Origin of the sequence: Comamonas sp. Tr-654, assembly GCF_011752915.1 — a bacterium.
In the GTDB taxonomy this organism is placed as follows: Bacteria; Pseudomonadota; Gammaproteobacteria; order Burkholderiales; family Burkholderiaceae_C; genus Comamonas.
The window spans coordinates 316,886-334,770 of record NZ_VWWQ01000007.1 but is presented as its reverse complement, the minus strand read 5'-3'; the positions used below and the strand labels follow the sequence as shown (position 1 = coordinate 334,770).

The following is a 17,885-nucleotide window of genomic DNA, read 5'->3' as shown; positions in this document are numbered from 1 at the left end:
GACCTTTCTTTCATATGCAGTCCATAAGATGGCACAGGACGGCCCTTGGCGTCTTGCGGATCTGGACAATGAGGGTGAATCGGTGAGGTTGGAAAAGCACATGCGCTGCTTTCGGTCAAGGCTGCATGCAGTGGCACACAGCCGATGCCTCGTCCTTGTCTTGCCGGTCATGCCGGCTTTACTCAGACGCGCTCATACAGAGTGACCACGCAGGCGCCACCCAGGCCCAGGTTGTGCTGCAGGGCCAGGCGTGCCTCTGGCACCTGGCGTTGATCTGCCTTGCCGCGCAGCTGCTGGACCAGCTCGGTGCACTGAGCCAGACCCGTGGCACCCAGCGGATGGCCCTTGGAGAGCAGACCACCCGAAGGGTTGGTGACGAATTTGCCGCCATAGGTGTTGTCGCCATCGAGCACAAACTTTTCTGCACCGCCGACGGGGCACAGCCCCAGAGCCTCGTAGGTCAGCAGCTCATTGTGGGCAAAGCAGTCGTGCAGCTCCACCACATCCACATCCGAAGGGTCGATGCCGGCTTGTTCATAGACTTGCCTGGCTGCGTTGCGGGCCATGCTGCAGCCCACCACTTCACGCATATCCCGGGCGGCAAAGGTTTCGGGGCCGTCGGTGGTCATGGCCTGGGCACGAATGCGCACGCTATGGTCCAGCCCGTGCCTGCCTGCATAGGCCTCGGACACCACGATGGCGGCCGCCGCGCCGCAGGTCGGCGGGCAGGCCATGAGACGGGTCATCACGCCTTGCCACATCATGGGCGCGGCCATGACTTCTTCCTCCGACACCTCGGTGCGAAACAGCGCCAGTGGATTGCGCGCCGCATGGCGGCTGGCTTTGGCACGAATCTTGGCAAAGGTGGACAGCTTGGTGCCGTACTGCTCCATATGGGCCTTGCCTGCTCCGCCGAAATAACGCAGCGCCAGAGGCACTTCGGCGTTGCCGACCAGTGCGTCCGTGGCTTCATCGAAGCGGTCAAACGGGCTGGGGCGGTCGCTGTAGACCGAGCCCAGTGCGCCAGGATTCATCTGCTCGAAACCCAGGGCCAGCACGCAGTCGGCAGCGCCGCTGGCGACTGCCTGGCGTGCGAGGAACAGAGCAGTGGAGCCGGTGGAGCAGTTGTTGTTGACGTTGACAATGGGAATGCCGCTCATCCCCACCTCGTACAGCGCGCGCTGGCCGGCAGTGGAGTCTCCGTACACATAGCCCACATAGGCCTGCTGCACCGAGGCATAGGAAATGCCGGCATCGGCAAGCGCCAGTTGTGTCGCGGTGGAGCCCATCTGGAAATAGGGATCGCTCCTGCCCGGTTTGGCAAAGGGAATCATGCCGACACCGGCAACAAACACATCGCGACTCATGGGGGCTCCTGAAAGGGGTTGGGACCTTATGCATGCTAGGAAAACCTCTTGCATTTGCCCATGGCGGAGTACATCGTCGATATGTCAAAAGACCTCATGTTGATCTGATGAAGACCCTTAAGAATATTCCCTATACCGTGTCGATGGAGCTGGTGCGGGGGATTGTGCAATCCATCGCGCGCAAAGGACATGCGCCGGAGCCCTTTCTTCTGCAGGCCGGCATAGCACCGCAGCTGCTGGAGCAGCCGGGAGCGCGTGTCAGCTCGGATCAGTACATTGCATTGATGTGGCGCGTGATCTCCGCGCTCAACGACGAGGCACTGGGCCTGTTCTCGCGCCCGCTCAAGCGCGGAAGTCTGGAGCTGATCGCGCGCGTGGCATCTGCAGAGCAGACGGTTGAGGGGGCTCTGGAGCGCATGTGCGAAGTCCACAATCTGCTGCAGGACGATGTGGAAGTGAGTCTGCTGGTCAGCGCCGGTGAGGCCGCCATCAGCGTGCGTTCCCTGAGCAACCGGCCTGCGGCCAACTTTCTGTACGAGTACCTGCTGCGCATTCTGTGGCGTATTGCTTCCTGGTTGATGGGGGGTGGGCTCAAGGTGCGACAGTTTGACTTTGCGTTTGCGCAGCCCGATTACGTCAGGGATTATGGGGAGGCCTTCCCCGCCCCCATGCGCTTCGGACAGGCAGTGGCGGCGTTCTGGTTTGAGGCCGGCTTGCTGCGGCGTGTATGCCGGCGCGACGAGAGCGCGCTGCGCAGCTTTGTCGCGAGCTGGCCTGCGGCAGCCGTCATCCCGGCGCGTGCCGGCAATGGCGTTGCGACTCTGGTGCATGCGCACCTGCAGCAAAGCCGACCGCTCTGGGCGGGGCTGGAGGCCACCGCAGCGGCGCTGCATATGTCGTCCCCTACCTTGCAGCGCAAACTGAGTGCTGCAGGCACCTCGTTTCAGGCCATCAAGGATGGGTTGCGTCGCGATATCGCCATCTCCCGTCTGGGTACCAGCACGGTCAGCTTTGCCACGCTGGCGGCGGATCTGGGCTTTGCGGATGCGGCCGCGTTCCAGCGCGCCTTCAAAGGCTGGACCGGGAGCCCACCGGGTCTTTACCGGGCCAGGGCAGTATAGAAATCGGTCTTCGGGTGCACTCGGGGTGGCTCGTTCGAGCTGCGGAAAACCCTTGCGTGAAAGTCCCAGATATTTTTGCCAATCAAGTGATTGGTAAAAATAAAAGACGCCGATATGCTGCATCCCATGCAAGCAGTTCATGAAGAATTTCCGACCGTCAAACGCGGACGCGGCAGGCCGCCCAAGTCCACCGAGGAACGCAATGAGAGCACGCGCCGCAGCGAGTTGGTGCGCGTCGCCGCCAGGCAGTTTCGCCTGCGCGGTTTTCACGGCAGCAGCACCCGCGACATTGCCGCTGCTGCAGGCATGCAACCGGGGTCCATCTTTTACTTTTTTGAGAGCAAGGAAGCAATACTGCACGCGGTGATGCAGGATGGAATGGCCCAGGCTGCGCAGAGCCAGAACGCCGCGCTGCAAGCGCTGGGGGCACGTGCCAATGGCGTGGAACGACTGCGCGCTCTGGTGCGCAACCACCTGCAGGTCATGGTGGGCGGCGAGAGCGACTTCATTCCCGTGATGCTCTATGAATGGCGCTTGCTCAGCGATGCGCAGCGCATGGAGGTCAGCGCACAAAAGGATGCCTACGAAGCGCAATGGATGCCCGTGCTGCAGGCGCTGCATCGCACCGGCAAGCTCAAGGCCCGTCCCGAAATCGCGCGACTGCTGATCTTCGGCGCGCTGAACTGGACCGCACAGTGGTTTTCCGAGGGCGGCAGCCTGAGCCTGGATGCGCTGACCGATCAATCTCTGGCCTTGTTCATTGGAGAGAGCTGATGTACCAATCCGTTTTTCGCCCTGAGCTGTTTGCCGGGCAAGTGGTTGTGGTTACCGGTGGCGGCTCGGGCATAGGCCGCTGCATCGCGCATGAGCTGGCTGCGCTGGGTGCACATGTGGCCCTGGTGGGGCGCAATGCGCAAAAGCTGCGCAGCGTGCAGGACGAACTGGCGCAGCAGGGAGCGCAAGCCAGCAGTCACAGCTGCGATATCCGCGACGAGGCGGCAGTCAAGGCAGTGGTCGAAGAGATACTGGCCCGGCACGGGCGTATCGACGCCTTGGTCAACAACGCGGGCGGACAGTACCTTTCGCCGCTTGCGTCCATCAGCGCCAAGGGCTGGCAGGCGGTGCTGGACACCAATCTCACCGGCGGCTTTCTCATGGCGCGCGAATGCTATGCACAGCACATGGCGCGGCAGGGTGGCTCCATCGTCAACATGGTGGCCGATATGTGGGGCTCCATGCCGGGCATGGGACATAGCGGCGCTGCGCGGGCGGGCATGGTCAGCTTCACCGAAACTGCTGCCGTGGAATGGGCCGCCCAAGGTGTGCGCGTCAACGCCATCGCACCGGGCTACATAGCCTCCAGCGGCATGGACCACTACCCGCCCGAGGCTGCGGCCATGTTGCGCAAGATGCCGGCAACCGTGCCCGCAGGGCGCTTTGGCAACGAGGCCGAAGTCTCCGCTGCCGTGGTCTTTCTGCTCAGTCCGGCGGCCAGCTTCATCAGCGGAACGGTTTTGCGGGTCGACGGCGCCCGCCCTCAGGTGCGCATGGGTATGGGCCCGGTGGCTGCCAGCGCCGAAGCGCAGCAGCGCGGCGCAGTGCGTGCATTTGACGGCTTCTCTCTCTACCAGACTCCCAAGGTGTTTCAGTCATGAACGTCTTTGCATCCCAATGGAATGCCGGTGGCGAGCTGGCGCAGCAGCGCCGGGCAGCCACGCTGGGTCGCATCGCCGCGCTGCGTGAGCTGGAGCAGCGGGCGGCTCTGGCATCGCAGCGGGCCAAGCCGCAGTTTGAAAAACGTGGCCAGCTGCTGCCGAGAGAGAGAGTGGCGCTGCTGCTGGATGCTGGCAGGCCATGGCTGCCGCTATGCACGCTGGCGGGCTTCATGCAGGACCAGGACGACCCGGCCAAGTCGGTTCCCGGAGGCGGAATGCTGGCGGGCATCGGTTTTGTCAGCGGTGTGCGCTGCATGGTGGTGGCCAGCGACTCAGGCATCGAGGCCGGAGCCATCCAGGAAAAAGGCCTGGACAAGATGCTGCGCGTGCAGGAGATCGCGTTGCAGAACAAGTTGCCCTTCATCCATCTGGTAGAGAGCGCGGGTGCCAATCTCATGCGCTACCGCGTCGAGGGCTTTGTGATGGGTGGCGCCTTGTTTCGCAACCTGGCGCGGTTGTCCGCGGCAGGTCTGCCGGTCATCACCGTGCAGCATGGCTCGGGAACGGCCGGCGGGGCCTATATGCCCGGGTTGTCGGACGTGGTCATCATGGTGCGCGGTCGCTCGCGTGCATTTCTGGCCGGGCCGCCCCTGCTCAAGGCGGCGACCGGCGAGATCGCGACCGAGGAGGAACTGGGCGGTGCCGAAATGCATACCAGTATCTCGGGGATGGGCGAGTATCTGGCGGAGGACGACCGCCATGCCCTAGGCCTGGCACGTGCCGTGGTGTCTCAGCTGTCTTCGTGGAGGGCGCCTGAGACGATTGGTACATATGCGAAGACTGCTATTGATTCAGGAGTTTTGGAGCCACGTTATGACGCCGATGAACTGCTGGGGTTGATGCCGGCACACCACCGCGAGCCGGTGGATATGCATGAGGTCATGGCGCGGCTGGTGGACGGCTCCGAGCTGCTGTTGTTCAAGTCCGGCTACGGAGCCGCCACGCTCTGTGCGCAGGCACACATCGGGGGCCATGCCGTGGGCCTGATCTCCAACAACGGCCCCATCGATGTGGCAGGTGCCAGCAAGGCCGCGCACTTCATTCAGTGGATGTGCCAGCTGGGCCACCCCATCATCTATCTGCAGAACACCACGGGCTATATGGTGGGCAAGGACAGCGAGCAGGCCGGCATGATCAAGCACGGCAGCAAGATGATTCAGGCCGTGACCAATGCCACCGTGCCGCAGATCACCATCCAGTGCGGCGCCAGCTTCGGTGCAGGCAACTACGGCATGTGCGGCCGAGGCTATGCGCCGCGCTTTCTTTTCAGCTGGCCCGGGGCCAAGACGGCGGTGATGGGCGGCGAGCAGGCGGCCAGCACCATGCGTCAGGTCACCGAGGCCGCCATGGCACGCAAAGGCCTGGCCGTCGATGCCGAGCTGATGCAAAAGCAGTACGACCATATCGTGGCCATGTTCGAAGCCCAGGCCGATGCGCTGGTCACCAGCGGCTTGCTGCTGGACGACGGCGTGATCGATCCGCGCGACACGCGCGCAGTGCTCTCGTTCTGCCTGCAGACCTTGCACGAAGCGCAGCAGCGAACGGTGCGCCCCATGCAGTTCGGGGTCGCGCGCATGTAGTGCCGCGCCGCTTCCCCCATTTCTTCCAAACAGAACTCGACGGAGACAAGCCATGCAATGGACCCATGAACATCTGGAAGTGCGCAAGACCCTCAAGCGCTATATCGACGAGAAGATCAATCCTCATGTCGATGAATGGGAGGAAGAGGAAATCTTTCCTGCACACCAGGTATTCAAGGGTCTGGGCGATCTGGGTCTGCTGGGCCTGACCAAGCCCGAAGCCTATGGCGGCTCGGGGCTGGACTATTCCTACAGTCTGATGATGGCCGAGACGCTGGGCCATATCCGCTGCGGCGGCGTGCCCATGGCGATTGGCGTGCAGACCGATATGTGCACGCCCGCTTTGGCCCGCTTTGGCAGCGATGGATTGCGCGAGCAGTTCCTGGCTCCCGCCATCGCGGGCGAGATGGTGGGCTGCATAGGCGTGAGCGAGCCCGGTGCGGGCAGCGATGTGTCGGGCATCAGAAGCCGTGCTCGCAAGGATGGCGACGACTACGTCATCAGCGGCCAGAAGATGTGGATCACCAACAGCATTCAGGCGGACTGGATGTGCATGCTGGTCAACACCAGCGAGGGGCCGATTCACAAGAACAAGAGTCTCATTATGGTGCCGCTGCGGGAGGGCCCGCGCGGCAAGCTGACCAAGGGCGTGGAAGTGGCGCAGAAGCTGCGCAAGATCGGCATGAACTCCTCGGACACGGGCCTGCTGTTCTTTGACGAGGTGCGCGTGCCGCAGCGCTATCTGGTGGGGCAGGAGGGTCAGGGCTTCATCTATCAGATGCAGCAGTTTCAGGAGGAGCGGCTCTGGGCCTCGGCCAGCGGCCTGCTCGCCATGGAGGACTGCATTCAGCAGACCATAGAGTGGGCACAGCAGCGACAGATGTTCGGCAGCACCCTGATCGATCAGCAATGGGTGCAGTTCAAGCTGGCCGAGCTGCAGACCGAAGTCGAGGCGCTGCGCGCGCTGACTTACCGTGCCGCCCAGATGTATATGGCGGGCCAGGATGCGCTGCAGCTGGCCAGCATGGCCAAGCTCAAGTCGGGGCGGCTGACGCGCGAAGTGGCTGACACCTGTCTGCAGTTCTGGGGCGGCATGGGCTTTACCTGGGACAACCGTGTCTCGCGTCTGTACCGCGACGGGCGTCTGGGCTCGATAGGCGGCGGTGCCGACGAGGTCATGCTGGGCATCATCGGCAAGACCATGGGGCTGATCAAGCGCCAGGCACATTGAGGAGCGGTGCATGACTCAGGTTCTTGAAATCGAACGCCTGCCCTTGGGCAACGGCTTTGTGGAATGGTGGCGGCTGAACTCGCCGCAAACTCGCAATGCGCTGACCGACGAGCTGGTGCAGGCCTTGCGCGAACAGGCCACAAGAGCGCAAAAGGATGCGCAGCTGCGCGTGGTGGTGCTGTGCGGCGCGGGCGGGCATTTCTGTGCCGGCGGCAGCCTGGGCGGCTTTGCCAGCAGCATAGGCTCGCCGCTGCCTGCGGGGGCGAAGGACCCGCTGGTTCAGGTCAACCGCGAGTTTGGTCAGCTGCTGCAGCAACTGGCAGAGCTGCCCCAGTTGCTGATCGCTGCCGTGCAGGGCGCGGCCATGGGCGGCGGTGTGGGGCTGGTCTGCGTGGCCGACTGGGTGGTGGCTGATCAGCAAGCCGTCTTCGCCACGCCGGAGGTGACGCTGGGCATCGTGCCTGCGCAGATTGCGCCTTTTGTGCTGCGCAGGCTGGGCGATGGCTTGGCGCGCCAATGGCTGCTGGGCGGTCAGCGTTGGTCCGCAAGTCAGGCACAGCAGGCAGGCCTGGTACAGGCCGTGATCCAGGCTACAGACGCTGTCCACTGGCAGAGCCAGCTGCAGCAGCAGCTCGAGATCTGCGCACAGGCCGCACCTCAGGCGGTTGCCGCCACCAAGAAGCTGCTGGCAGCCATTGGGGGGCAAAGTCTGGATGCATCGCTGAACCAAGGCGCGCAGGCCTTTGCCAGTGCGCTGCGCAGCGCTGAAGCGGGGGCAGGGCTCAAGGCCTTTTCCAGCAAGCAGCCCGCTCCCTGGACCTGCAAGGCAGGAGGCACATCATGAAGCGCATTCTGATTGCCAATCGTGGCGAGATTGCGCTGCGCATCATGGTCACGGCCAGGCGTATGGGCATAGAGACCGTGGCGGTGTACTCGGATGCGGATGCGCAAAGCCTCCATGTGCAGAAGTCCACGCAGGCCTATGCACTGGGCGGGTTGACATCGTCCCAGAGCTATCTGGACGTGAACAAGCTGCTGGAAGCCGCCAAGGCCACAGGGGCCGATGCCGTGCACCCCGGCTACGGCTTTCTCAGCGAGGATGCGGGCTTTGCCGAGGCCGTGCAGCAAGCGGGCCTGATCTGGATTGGCCCGCCGCCGGCGGCGATCCGCCAGCTCGGCAGCAAGGCCGCCGCCAAGCAGCTGGCCAAGGCCCATGGCGTGCCCTGTCTCCCGGGCTACGAAGGTGACGACCAGAGCGATGCGCGCTTTTCCGACGAAGCAGCCATGATCGGCTACCCCGTCATGGTCAAGGCCGTGGCCGGTGGCGGCGGGCGCGGCATGCGGCTGGTGGAAAGTGCCCAGCAACTGCATGGCGCTCTGAACAGCGCACGATCCGAAGCCCTGGCTGGCTTCGGCAATGGTGACTTGCTGGTGGAGCGTGCCGTCATGCATCCGCGTCATGTGGAAGTGCAGGTGTTTGCCGACGGGCATGGCCATGTGATTCATCTGGGGGAGCGCGATTGCTCGGTTCAGCGCCGCCACCAGAAGATCATCGAGGAAGCCCCCAGCCCGGCCGTCAATGCCGAGCAGCGCGAGCACATGGGCAACTGCGCCGTGGTCCTGGCCAAGGCCGCAGGATATGTGGGGGCAGGCACGGTGGAGTTCCTGGTCGAAGGCCGGCAGTTCTATCTGATGGAGATGAATACCAGACTGCAGGTCGAGCATCCTGTGACCGAGGCGTTGACGGGCCTGGATCTGGTCGAGTGGCAGATTCGCGTGGCGCGCGGCGAGGCCCTGCCGCTGACGCAGCAGCAGGTTCGGCTTGACGGCCATGCCATCGAGGTGCGGCTGTGCGCCGAAGACGAGAGCTTTCAGCCCCATACCGGCGTGGTGCGGCATTTCTCGGCACCCGAGGCTGCCGTCTTCAGCCGCGCGCCGCTGCGCTTTGACCATGCGTTGCATACCGGCAGCGAAGTCACTCCCTATTACGACGCCATGTTGGGCAAGCTGATCGTCCATGCGCCAACGCGAGAGCAAGCCATCGACCGGCTGATTCATGCACTGTGCAGCCTCTCGGTGCTGGGCTTGCCAACCAATCGCGCCTTTCTGATTGAGTGCCTGAACGACGAGGTGTTCAGGCGGGGCCAGGCTCTGATCTCCTATCTGGCGAGCGATGCGCCACGCTTGCAGCAGCTGCTGCGGGAAAAGGAAGTCCTGGCTCACCAGCGCTGGGGAGCGCTGTGCGCCGTGGGCCAAAGGCCTGGGCCGTTGGCTTGCAGCTATGCCCAGTTGCGCAAGCTGCAGCACCGGGGGCGGACGCAGGAACTGATGCTGCGCCCCGAGACCGCAGACAGCTGGCTGCTGCAGCGGCACGGCGCCGAGCCTGCGCTGCTGCAGGTCGACGCGTTGCTGGCCCATGGCTGGCGAGCGAGATGCGCGGGCCTGAGCCAGACCGTGCAGGCCGTGGAGCTGTCCGCCGGGCAGGGCGGGACGCGCTGGCATCTGCAGACGGGCGGAGTGGACTGGTGGGTCGAAGATGCAAGCTATGCCCCGCCCGAGAATGCGGCGACAGCGGGCCAGACCGCAGAGCTGCGCGCGCCGTTCAACGGCCGGGTAGTGCAACTGGCCGTGCAGGGCGGACAGGTGCTGAAGGCCGGCGATGTGGTCGTAGTCATTGAGTCCATGAAGCTGGAGCACAGCCTGAGCGTGAAGGCCGACTGCCGGGTGGAGGCCGTGCTGGTCCATGCCGGCCAGCAGGTGGCGCCGGGTCAGGTGCTGCTGAAACTGGTGCCCATGCCTGGAGGACCCGCATGACGGATGCCGCCGAACGCGAAATGCTCTATGACCTGGTGCGCCGCTTCGCGCGCGAGCATATTGCTCCCCATGTCACGGCCTGGGACGAGGCTGGCGAGTTCCCGCGCCAGCTCTATCGCCAGGCCGCCGAGCTGGGGCTGCTGGGCATCGGCTACCCCGAGGAGCTCGGCGGTACCGCGGCCACGCGCAGCCTGCGCGCCGCCCTGTGGCTGGCGCTGTGCCGCCACGGCGGCAGCGGCGGCGTGCTGGCCAGCCTGTTGTCGCACAACATCGGGCTGCCACCTGTGGTGGCTCTGGGCAGCGATGCGCTCAAGCAGCAGGTGGTGCCCGATGTGCTGGCAGGCCGCAAGATCGCGGCGCTGGCGATTACCGAACCTGGCGGCGGATCGGACGTGGCGGCGCTGCGCACCAGGGCCAGGCGTGAGGGCGACGAGTATGTGATCGAGGGCGAGAAGACCTTCATCACCTCGGGCATGCGTGCCGACTGGATCACGGTAGCGGTGCGCACGGGCGAGGAGAGAGGTGCTTCCGGCATCTCCCTGATCCTGGTGCCCGGCGACAGCGCGGGACTGCGCCGCAGCCAGCTGCACAAGATGGGCTGGCAATGCTCGGACACGGCCCATCTGTTTTTTGATGGCGTGCGCGTGCCTGCCAGTCATCTGCTCGGGGTTGAGGGCGAGGGCTTTCGCGCCATCATGCACAACTTCAACGGCGAGCGCCTGGGCATTGCCTGCGCTGCGCTGGGCTTTGCCCAGGCCTGCTATGACGAGGCGCTGGCCTGGGCACAGCAGCGCCAGACCTTTGGCGTGACGCTCAACCAGCATCAGGTCATACGGCACAAGCTGGTGGACATGCAGCAGCGCATGCGCAGCACCGAAGCCTGGATCAACGCCGTCTGCGCGCGCGCCGATGGCGGCGATAGCGGGGCGGACTGGGTGGGTGAGGTTTGCGTGCTCAAGAACCACGCCACCCAGACCATGCAGTTCTGCGCCGATACGGCGGTACAGATTCTGGGCGGCATGGGCTTTATGCGCGGGACTCTGAGCGAGCGCATTTACCGCGAAGTCAAGGTGCTGACGATTGGCGGCGGCACCGAGGAAATCATGAAAGAGCTGGCCGCGCGCCAGTGGCGTATCTAGCGCGGCTGTCGCGGCGGCAGCCGTCGTTGTCGGGAAATTTGAGCGAAATCAGCCTGAAACGCTTATGTGTAAAGCGTTGTCAGCTTCTATTTAAGGTGCGATATGTCCGATAAAGCCATTATTACCTGTTCCATTACTGGGGTGCTGACCGACCCGAATCAGCATCATGTGCCTGTGACGCCAGAGCAACTGGCGCAGGAAGCACGCCGAGCCTATGACGCGGGTGCATCGGTGGTGCATGTGCACTTCAGGCGCCAGGAGGAGGGCAAGGGGCATCTGCCCAGCTGGGACCCGGCAGTGGCCAAGGCCTGCGTGGATGCCATGCGTGCAGCCTGCCCCGAGCTGATCATCAATCAGACCACCGGCGTGGTCGGCCCCGATTACCAGGGGCCGCTGGATTGCCTGCGTGCCACGCGACCCGAGATGGCGGCCTGCAATGCGGGCTCTCTCAACTATCTCAAAACCCGCAGCAACGGAAGCTGGGCCTGGCCGCCCATGTTGTTCGACAATCAGCCCGCCAAGGTGCAGGACTTTCTCGATGTGATGGCCGAGACCCAGACGCTGCCCGAGTTCGAGTGCTTTGATGTGGGCATCGTGCGCTGCGTGGGTATGTATGTGGAAACCGGCATGTACCGGGGCCTGCCCGAATACAACTTCGTGATGGGTGTGGAGTCCGGCATGCCGGCCGATCCTGATTTGCTGCCCATTCTGCTCAGGCTCAAGATCAAGGATGCGCCCTGGCAGACCACGCTGATCGGGCGCAGCGAGATCTGGCCCACCCATCTGCGCACGGCCGAGCTCGGCGGACATCTGCGCAGCGGGCTGGAAGACACTTTCTATCTGCCGGACGGCAGCAAGGTCGCATCCAACGCTCCGCTGATCGAGCAGCTGGCGCGCTATGCACGCGATGTGGGGCGTGAAGTCGCCACTCCCAGGGAAGCCAGGCAGATGCTGCATCTTGCAGCCTGAATCGGGAAGAGCTTGCAGATGAACGCTTGTACTCCTCCCCGCACCGTGGCGCAGGCATTGGCGCAGACCGTGGCCGCGCACCCAGACAGGACCGCCTACATCGACCAGGGGCGCAGCTACAGCTGGCAGCAGGTGGATGTGATGGCCTGCGCCTGGGCCGCTCATCTGTCTTCGCTGGGTCTGCGGCCCGGTGAGCGCATCGGCATCATCCTGCCCAATGGTCTGCCCTGGGTGCTGAGCTATCTGGCGGCGGCGAAGACGGGGCTGGTCGTGGTGGGCCTCAGCGTCCGATACCGCGATGTCGAGCTGGACTTCATGCTGCAGGACAGCCAGGTCAAGGCCGTGCTTGCGCCACGCGAGTTTGCCGGCTTCGACTACCAGAACTATCTGGCGCAGGCCCGTCAGCGTCTTGCGGCGCTGGAGCATCTGCTATGGCTGGACGAAGGATTCGAGCAGCCGCTGCAGTCCGGCGCAGAAATCCTGCTGGCAGGCCCCGGCCCTGCACCGGATGACCTGCTGATGATCATCTACACCTCGGGCACCACCGGCAGGCCCAAGGCGGCGGGGCTGACGCATCGCTCCCAGCTGGGCTCCGCGCTGGCCCAGCATGCGCATGTGAAGGCTGCGGCGAACGATATGGTGCAACTGGCCATGCCGCTCAACCATGTGGGCGGCATCACCTGCGGGGTGCTGACCATGCTGCTGGCGGGTGGCTGCTGCGAGCTGGTGCCCATGTTCAGCCCCGAAGCCTTGCTGAGGATGGCGCAAAAACACCCGCCGACCTGGCTGGTGGGCGTGCCCACCATGCTGACACTGCTGCTCATGCATCCACTTCTGGCCGAGGTGGACATGAGCCAGCTGCGCCTGATCGTGGTGGGTGGATCGAATGTGGAGCCGGTGTTGCTGCAGCGGCTGCAGCAGCAGTTTCCGGGCGTGAGCATCATGAATCTCTACGGCTTGTCCGAGACTTCGGGTGCCATCGCTATGACGCCCTGGCAGGCAGATCAACAAGCCCTGCTGCACAGCATAGGCAGGCCGCTGCAAGGTGCACAGCTGCGTGTGGCCGGGGCCGATGGCGAGGAGCTGCGGGCCGGAGAGGTGGGTGAGCTTTGGTTCCGCGGTGCTGGGGTGATTCCGGCCTATGTGGGGCAGCAGCAGGGCGAAGAGGTATTTGCCGGCGGCTGGCTGCATTCGGGTGATCTGGGACTGGTCGATGAACAGGGCCTGATCCACCTCAAGGGGCGGCAGAAAGACATGTTCATACAGGGCGGCTTCAACGTCTATCCCAGCGAAGTGGAAGGCGTGATTGCCAGTCATGCGGGCGTGCTGATGGTTGCCGGCATCGGCGTCCCGGACCCCGTGCTGGGCGAGGTGGGACGCTATTACATCGTGACCAGACCTGGCGTCAGCGTGGACGAGGAGGCGCTGCTCGCGCATTGCCGCCAGCAACTGGCGGACTACAAGCTGCCGCGCCAGCTGGTGTTTCGCGCCGAGCTGCCGCTGACCCCGGCAGGAAAGATCCAGAAAGTCCTGCTGCGTGGAGAGGAGTGCCTTCCATGAATGTGCAATTCGACTTTTCGGGCCGCCACGTGATGGTGTTTGGCGGCACTACCGGCATCAACCTGGGCATTGCCCAAAACTACGCGATGGCCGGGGCCAGGGTATCGGTCGTCAGCCGCAAGCAGACCAATGTGGATGCAGCCCTGGCGACGCTGGGCGCTCAGGCCTTCGGCGTGGTGGCCGACGTGCGCGATGAGCTGGCGGTGGGCGCGGCGCTGGCGCAGGCCGTGGCCTGCCATGGGCCGGTCGACGTGTTGGTGTCTGGCGCAGCCGGCAACTTCCTCGCCCCTGCGGAGCAGATGTCGTCCAACGCCTTCAAGGTGGTGGTGGACATCGATCTGCTGGGCAGTTTTCATGTCGCGCGTCAGGCTCTGGCGCATCTGCGCCAGCCCGGGGCGAGCCTGATCTTCATCACCGCACCGCAGTCCACCGTGCCCATGATGTATCAGGCCCATGTCTGTGCCGCCAAGGCTGGAGTGGACCATCTGGCGCGTGTGCTGGCGCTGGAGTGGGGCGCCAAGGGCATTCGTGTGAATGCCATTTCGCCCGGACCCATCGAGGGCACGGAAGGCATGCGCCGCCTGGCCCCGCAAGGTGCCGAGGGGGATGCGTTGGTGCGCGCCATGGTGCCGCTGGGGCGCATGGGAACGACTGCAGATATTGCCCAGCTGGCCATGTTTCTGGGCAGCGATGCTGCCAGCTATATCTCCGGCACGGTCATTGCCTGTGACGGCGGGGCGCAGGGCCAGCTCTCGCCCATGGTTGCCGCCGCCGCCATGGCAATGCCGAAGCAGGCTTAGAGACACAACAAGAAAAAGCGTGGGTTATGGGTTCCGGGTTGCACACTATCAAGGAGACAAACCATGATCGAGATGAGTCTGACGAAGGAGGCACGGCGCATCCGGCGCATTGCGCTGGGTGATCTGCTCTACCGCACGGCGCGCAAGTTCGGCAGCCGTACGGCGCTGGTCGATGGCACCGAACGCATCAGCTATGCCGAGCTGGATGCGCGAAGTTCGCGTTTCGCACGCTATCTGCTGTCAACGCTGGGCGCGGGCAAGCAGATCGGCATGCTGTGCGCCAATTCCATAGACATGGTGGTGGCCTGCAACGCCATTCACAAGGCCGGGCAGGTGTGGGTGCCCGTCAATATCAAGCTGGAGGTATCGAGTATCGATTACATCCTGCGGCATGCAGAGGTGTCGGCAGTAGTGGTCGATCAGGAATTACTGGCCCTGCCAGGACTGGCAGAGCTTTTGCAGCAGCTGCAGTTGCCGCTCATCATCGCGCGCGTGCAGCAGCCGCAAGTGCAGCAAGTGCAGCAAGTGCAGCAAGTGCTGCCGGGCCTGTCTCTGGCGCAGGCAGAGGCAGGTCAGGCCGATACCTTGCCCGAGGTCGATATCGACGACAACCAGGCCGCCTTGCTCATGTACACCAGCGGCACCACGGGCAATCCCAAGGGCGTGGTGCATTCCCATCTCTCTGTCTATGCGGCGGTCAAGGGCAATATCGACGAGATGAAATATGACGAGGCCGATGTGCTCAGCGGCTGGCTTCCCCTGTTCCACTGCGCTCAGCATGCGCTGGTACAGACCGCGCTGGCGACAGGCGCCTGCACCGTGCTGACGCGGCAGTTCGTGCCTGCCGAGGTGGGACAGTTGGTCATCAAGGAGGGTGTGACGATCTTTGTCGGCCTGCCCCTGATGTATGCGGCGGTACTGGCGGATCCGGGTTTTGCGCCGACCACCATACGGCAATGCATCTATGCCATGGCGCCCATTCCAAAGCCCCTGATCGCCCTGATTGCGCAGCGCATGTGCCGCAATATCTCCCTGGCCACGGGGCAGACCGAGATCTATCCGGCCACCATGACTTTCCACCCCCTGCTCAATGTCGAATGCGATGCCAATTTCTGGGGGCGTTCCCTCAGTACTTGCGAGACCGCCGTCATGGATGATGGTGGCAATCTGCTCGGGCCGGGCCAGATCGGCGAGATCGTGCATCGCGGCCCCAATGCCATGCTGGGCTATTTCAAGGACCCCAAGGCGACGGCCGAGGCGCAGAAGTTTGGCTGGCACCATACCGGCGACCTGGGCATGTGGGACGCGCAGGGCCGTATGGAGTTCATCGACCGCAAGAAGGACATGATCAAGACCGGCGGTGAGAACGTTGCCAGCGTGAAGGTCGAAGCCGTGGTGCTGGCTCACCCGGAAGTGGCGGCCGCTGCCGTGTTCGGCCTGCCGCATCCCCACTGGAGCGAGGCAGTCTGTGCCTTTGTCATGCGCAAGCCGGGGGCGCAGGTGGACTCGGAGTCGATTCTGGCCCATTGCCGCCATCACCTCAGCGGGTTCGAGATGCCCAAGCTGGTACATTTCGTGGAGGCCTTTCCGTCCACGGCCACGGGCAAGGTGCAGAAGAACGTCATGCGCCGCCAGTTCGAGCAACTGGCCAGGGAATTGTGGGGCACCTGATCTCTGGCCTCTCACTGCATGGGCTGTCAGGGCTGGCCAAGGCCGGCCCTGGTTTCACGCGGTCTCGCGCGCCCAGCTCAGGACCGGATCGGCGCGGGTTTCGATGAGCTTGTTGCGTGCCTTGAGCAGCGGGTCCAGCATCTCGGGCTGGGGCACGATCCAGTATTCACCGCGCTCGATGGCTGTAAAGACGCGCTCGGCAAACTCCTCGGTGCTCAGGCCGTTTTCATCGAGCATATGGGTCATCATGCCGTGAAACTGCGCCGAAGCCGCATCAGGTGCTTCCCGGAAGATGGCGGTCTTGACGGGGCCAGGTGCCAGCAGCGAAACCTTGATCTGCGGATTGATGGCCGCGAGTTCGCCAGCCAGGCCTTCGGTCAGCGCCACCACCGCAAACTTGGTGGCGGAGTAGGGCGTCATCATGGCGCTGGGGAGAAAGCCGCCCACCGATGCCGTGTTGATGATGCGGGCAGGCCGTTTGGCCTTGAGCAGACGCGGCACAAAAGCGCGCAGGCCGTTGACGATGCCGTTGACATTGACCTGCCAGGCCTGCTGCCACCTGGCATCGCTGATTTCCCAGCTATTGCCGGTGCTCAGCACACCTGCGTTGTTGAACAGCAGATCGACCTGACCGAAAGCGGCATAGGCCTTGTCGGCCAAGGCATCCAGCGATGCCTGACTGGTGACATCGGTGACCACGGCCAATGCCTGATCTCCCAACTCCAGCACGACTTTCTCAAGACCCGCCTGGTCGCGGTCGGCAACCACGACCTGCATTCCAAGGGCGACGGCTTTTTTGGCAAGGCCTGCACCAATTCCACTGGCTGCGCCGGTGATGACAGCAACTTTCATGATTTCCTCATTGGATAAATAGGAGTGGATTAAAGCATTGCCGGCTTGTCGATATTTCCCGCGAATTCCCGCTTGACAGTTATTGGCGGTGTTCACAGTCCATATTGATTTGTTTACTGAAAACACCTGCTTGACATATAAAAAAACCGGGCACAGTACGTCCGAATGGATTAATGGTTTTCACCAGGGGCTGTAAACACAAACTGTTTTTGTAAAGAGGAAAATTCAGAGTGAATTGAATCGGAAAAAAACCAAAAATCTCAATCCTCATCGCCAAGTGGTGGCGGTCAGTCAGTATTGAGGCTTGAAATGAATCCATTCATCAGTGGTTTGAAAGACAAAGTGATCCTGGTCACGGGCGGCGCGTCGGGCATCGGCCTGGCCAGTGCCCAGGCTTTGGCCGCCAGCGGCGCCAGGGTGGTGTGTGCCGATCTGCAGCAAAACCAGGATTTGCCGCAGGGCTGCGAATTTCACAGGCTCGACGTGAGCAGCGAGAAGCTGACCCATGAGCTGGTGGCTTCCATGCTGGAGCGCTACGGGCAGATTGACGGGCTGGTGACTTCGGCTGGCATCTCGCGTGTCGGCGATCTGGAGAACATGGCGCTGCAGGAGTGGGAGCAGGTGCTGCAGGTCAATCTGACGGGGACCATGCTCAGTGCCCGTGCCGTGGCCAGCCACATGAAACAGCGAGGCCAGGGCTCCATCGTCGCCATCGCCAGCATCAACGGCATGCTGGGCAACCCGAGCAATCTGGCCTATTGCACCTCCAAGGGGGCGGTGATCCAGATGGTGCGCAGTCTGGCAGCGGAACTCGGTCCCTGCGGCGTACGGGCCAACAGCATCAGTCCCGGCTATATCCGTACGCCCATGACCACCATGCTGGATGAGCAGCCCGTGGGCCAGGCTTTCGAGGCCATGCATTTGCTCAGGCGGGCGGGCAAGTCGCAAGAGGTGGGCAATACCGTGGCATTTCTGCTTTCCGATATGTCTTCATTTATTACCGGGGTCAATCTCCCGGTGGATGGCGGGTTTTCCGCAGCCAAGGTAATTGCTATTTAAGGATTCC

The 17,885-nt window shown here is 63.4% G+C and carries 15 protein-coding genes; 13 read left to right on the top strand and 2 right to left on the bottom strand.

Annotation, left to right across the window (positions count from 1 at the left end; genetic code table 11):
• Positions 1–182 precede the first annotated feature (182 nt).
• Positions 183–1,367 carry a lipid-transfer protein gene (locus F3J24_RS21325; RefSeq protein WP_167010425.1) on the bottom strand — a complete coding sequence of 395 codons (1,185 nt, stop codon included), beginning with the start codon at positions 1,365–1,367 and terminating at the stop codon, positions 183–185.
• A gap of 107 nt (positions 1,368–1,474) precedes the next feature.
• Between F3J24_RS21325 and F3J24_RS21320 the strand changes: the two genes are divergently transcribed.
• The 12 genes from F3J24_RS21320 (at position 1,475) to F3J24_RS21265 (ending at position 15,967) form a co-directional block, all read left to right on the top strand.
• Positions 1,475–2,488, top strand: a complete 1,014-nt coding sequence (locus F3J24_RS21320) for an AraC family transcriptional regulator (protein ID WP_167010423.1) — start codon at positions 1,475–1,477, stop codon at positions 2,486–2,488.
• A 114-nt stretch (positions 2,489–2,602) separates the two neighbouring features.
• Entirely contained in the window at positions 2,603–3,262 is a 660-nt protein-coding gene (locus F3J24_RS21315; RefSeq protein ID WP_167010421.1) for a TetR/AcrR family transcriptional regulator, read from the top strand.
• A complete protein-coding gene (locus F3J24_RS21310; RefSeq protein WP_167010419.1) occupies positions 3,262–4,143 on the top strand; it encodes an SDR family oxidoreductase in 882 nt (293 codons plus the stop codon). The genes F3J24_RS21315 and F3J24_RS21310 overlap by 1 nt, the downstream gene beginning before the upstream one ends.
• Positions 4,140–5,783 carry an acyl-CoA carboxylase subunit beta gene (locus F3J24_RS21305; protein WP_167010417.1) on the top strand — a complete coding sequence of 548 codons (1,644 nt, stop codon included), beginning with the start codon at positions 4,140–4,142 and terminating at the stop codon, positions 5,781–5,783. The genes F3J24_RS21310 and F3J24_RS21305 overlap by 4 nt, the downstream gene beginning before the upstream one ends.
• A 52-nt stretch (positions 5,784–5,835) precedes the next feature.
• Positions 5,836–7,014, top strand: a complete 1,179-nt coding sequence (locus F3J24_RS21300; protein ID WP_167010415.1) for an acyl-CoA dehydrogenase family protein — start codon at positions 5,836–5,838, stop codon at positions 7,012–7,014.
• Positions 7,015–7,024: 10 nt separating this feature from the next.
• Entirely contained in the window at positions 7,025–7,858 is an 834-nt protein-coding gene (locus F3J24_RS21295) for an enoyl-CoA hydratase/isomerase family protein (protein ID WP_167010413.1), read from the top strand.
• The gene (locus F3J24_RS21290) at positions 7,855–9,828 is read left to right on the top strand and encodes a biotin carboxylase N-terminal domain-containing protein (protein ID WP_167010411.1); all 1,974 of its coding nucleotides are present in this window, start codon (positions 7,855–7,857) and stop codon (positions 9,826–9,828) included. Before F3J24_RS21295 ends, F3J24_RS21290 begins: the two co-directional genes overlap by 4 nt.
• Positions 9,825–10,967: an acyl-CoA dehydrogenase family protein gene (locus F3J24_RS21285; RefSeq protein ID WP_167010409.1), complete on the top strand. Its 1,143-nt coding sequence runs from the start codon at positions 9,825–9,827 to the stop codon at positions 10,965–10,967. The genes F3J24_RS21290 and F3J24_RS21285 overlap by 4 nt, the downstream gene beginning before the upstream one ends.
• Positions 10,968–11,069: 102 nt before the next feature.
• Positions 11,070–11,936 (top strand): 3-keto-5-aminohexanoate cleavage protein, encoded by an 867-nt coding sequence (locus F3J24_RS21280; RefSeq protein ID WP_167010407.1) that lies wholly within the window; start codon positions 11,070–11,072, stop codon positions 11,934–11,936.
• Positions 11,937–11,954: 18 nt separating this feature from the next.
• Positions 11,955–13,496, top strand: a complete 1,542-nt coding sequence (locus F3J24_RS21275) for a class I adenylate-forming enzyme family protein (RefSeq protein ID WP_167010405.1) — start codon at positions 11,955–11,957, stop codon at positions 13,494–13,496.
• Complete coding sequence (locus tag F3J24_RS21270) at positions 13,493–14,296, top strand: SDR family oxidoreductase (RefSeq protein ID WP_043372085.1); 804 nt, start codon at positions 13,493–13,495, stop codon at positions 14,294–14,296. The genes F3J24_RS21275 and F3J24_RS21270 overlap by 4 nt, the downstream gene beginning before the upstream one ends.
• Before the next feature lie 63 nt (positions 14,297–14,359).
• Positions 14,360–15,967 (top strand): class I adenylate-forming enzyme family protein, encoded by a 1,608-nt coding sequence (locus tag F3J24_RS21265; protein WP_167010403.1) that lies wholly within the window; start codon positions 14,360–14,362, stop codon positions 15,965–15,967.
• A gap of 54 nt (positions 15,968–16,021) precedes the next feature.
• Here F3J24_RS21265 and F3J24_RS21260 read toward each other — a convergent pair whose 3' ends face one another.
• Complete coding sequence (locus F3J24_RS21260; protein ID WP_167010401.1) at positions 16,022–16,819, bottom strand: SDR family oxidoreductase; 798 nt, start codon at positions 16,817–16,819, stop codon at positions 16,022–16,024.
• Between the two features lie 309 nt (positions 16,820–17,128).
• Between F3J24_RS21260 and F3J24_RS21255 the strand changes: the two genes are divergently transcribed.
• Positions 17,129–17,878: an SDR family NAD(P)-dependent oxidoreductase gene (locus tag F3J24_RS21255; RefSeq protein WP_167010399.1), complete on the top strand. Its 750-nt coding sequence runs from the start codon at positions 17,129–17,131 to the stop codon at positions 17,876–17,878.
• Positions 17,879–17,885 lie beyond the last annotated feature (7 nt).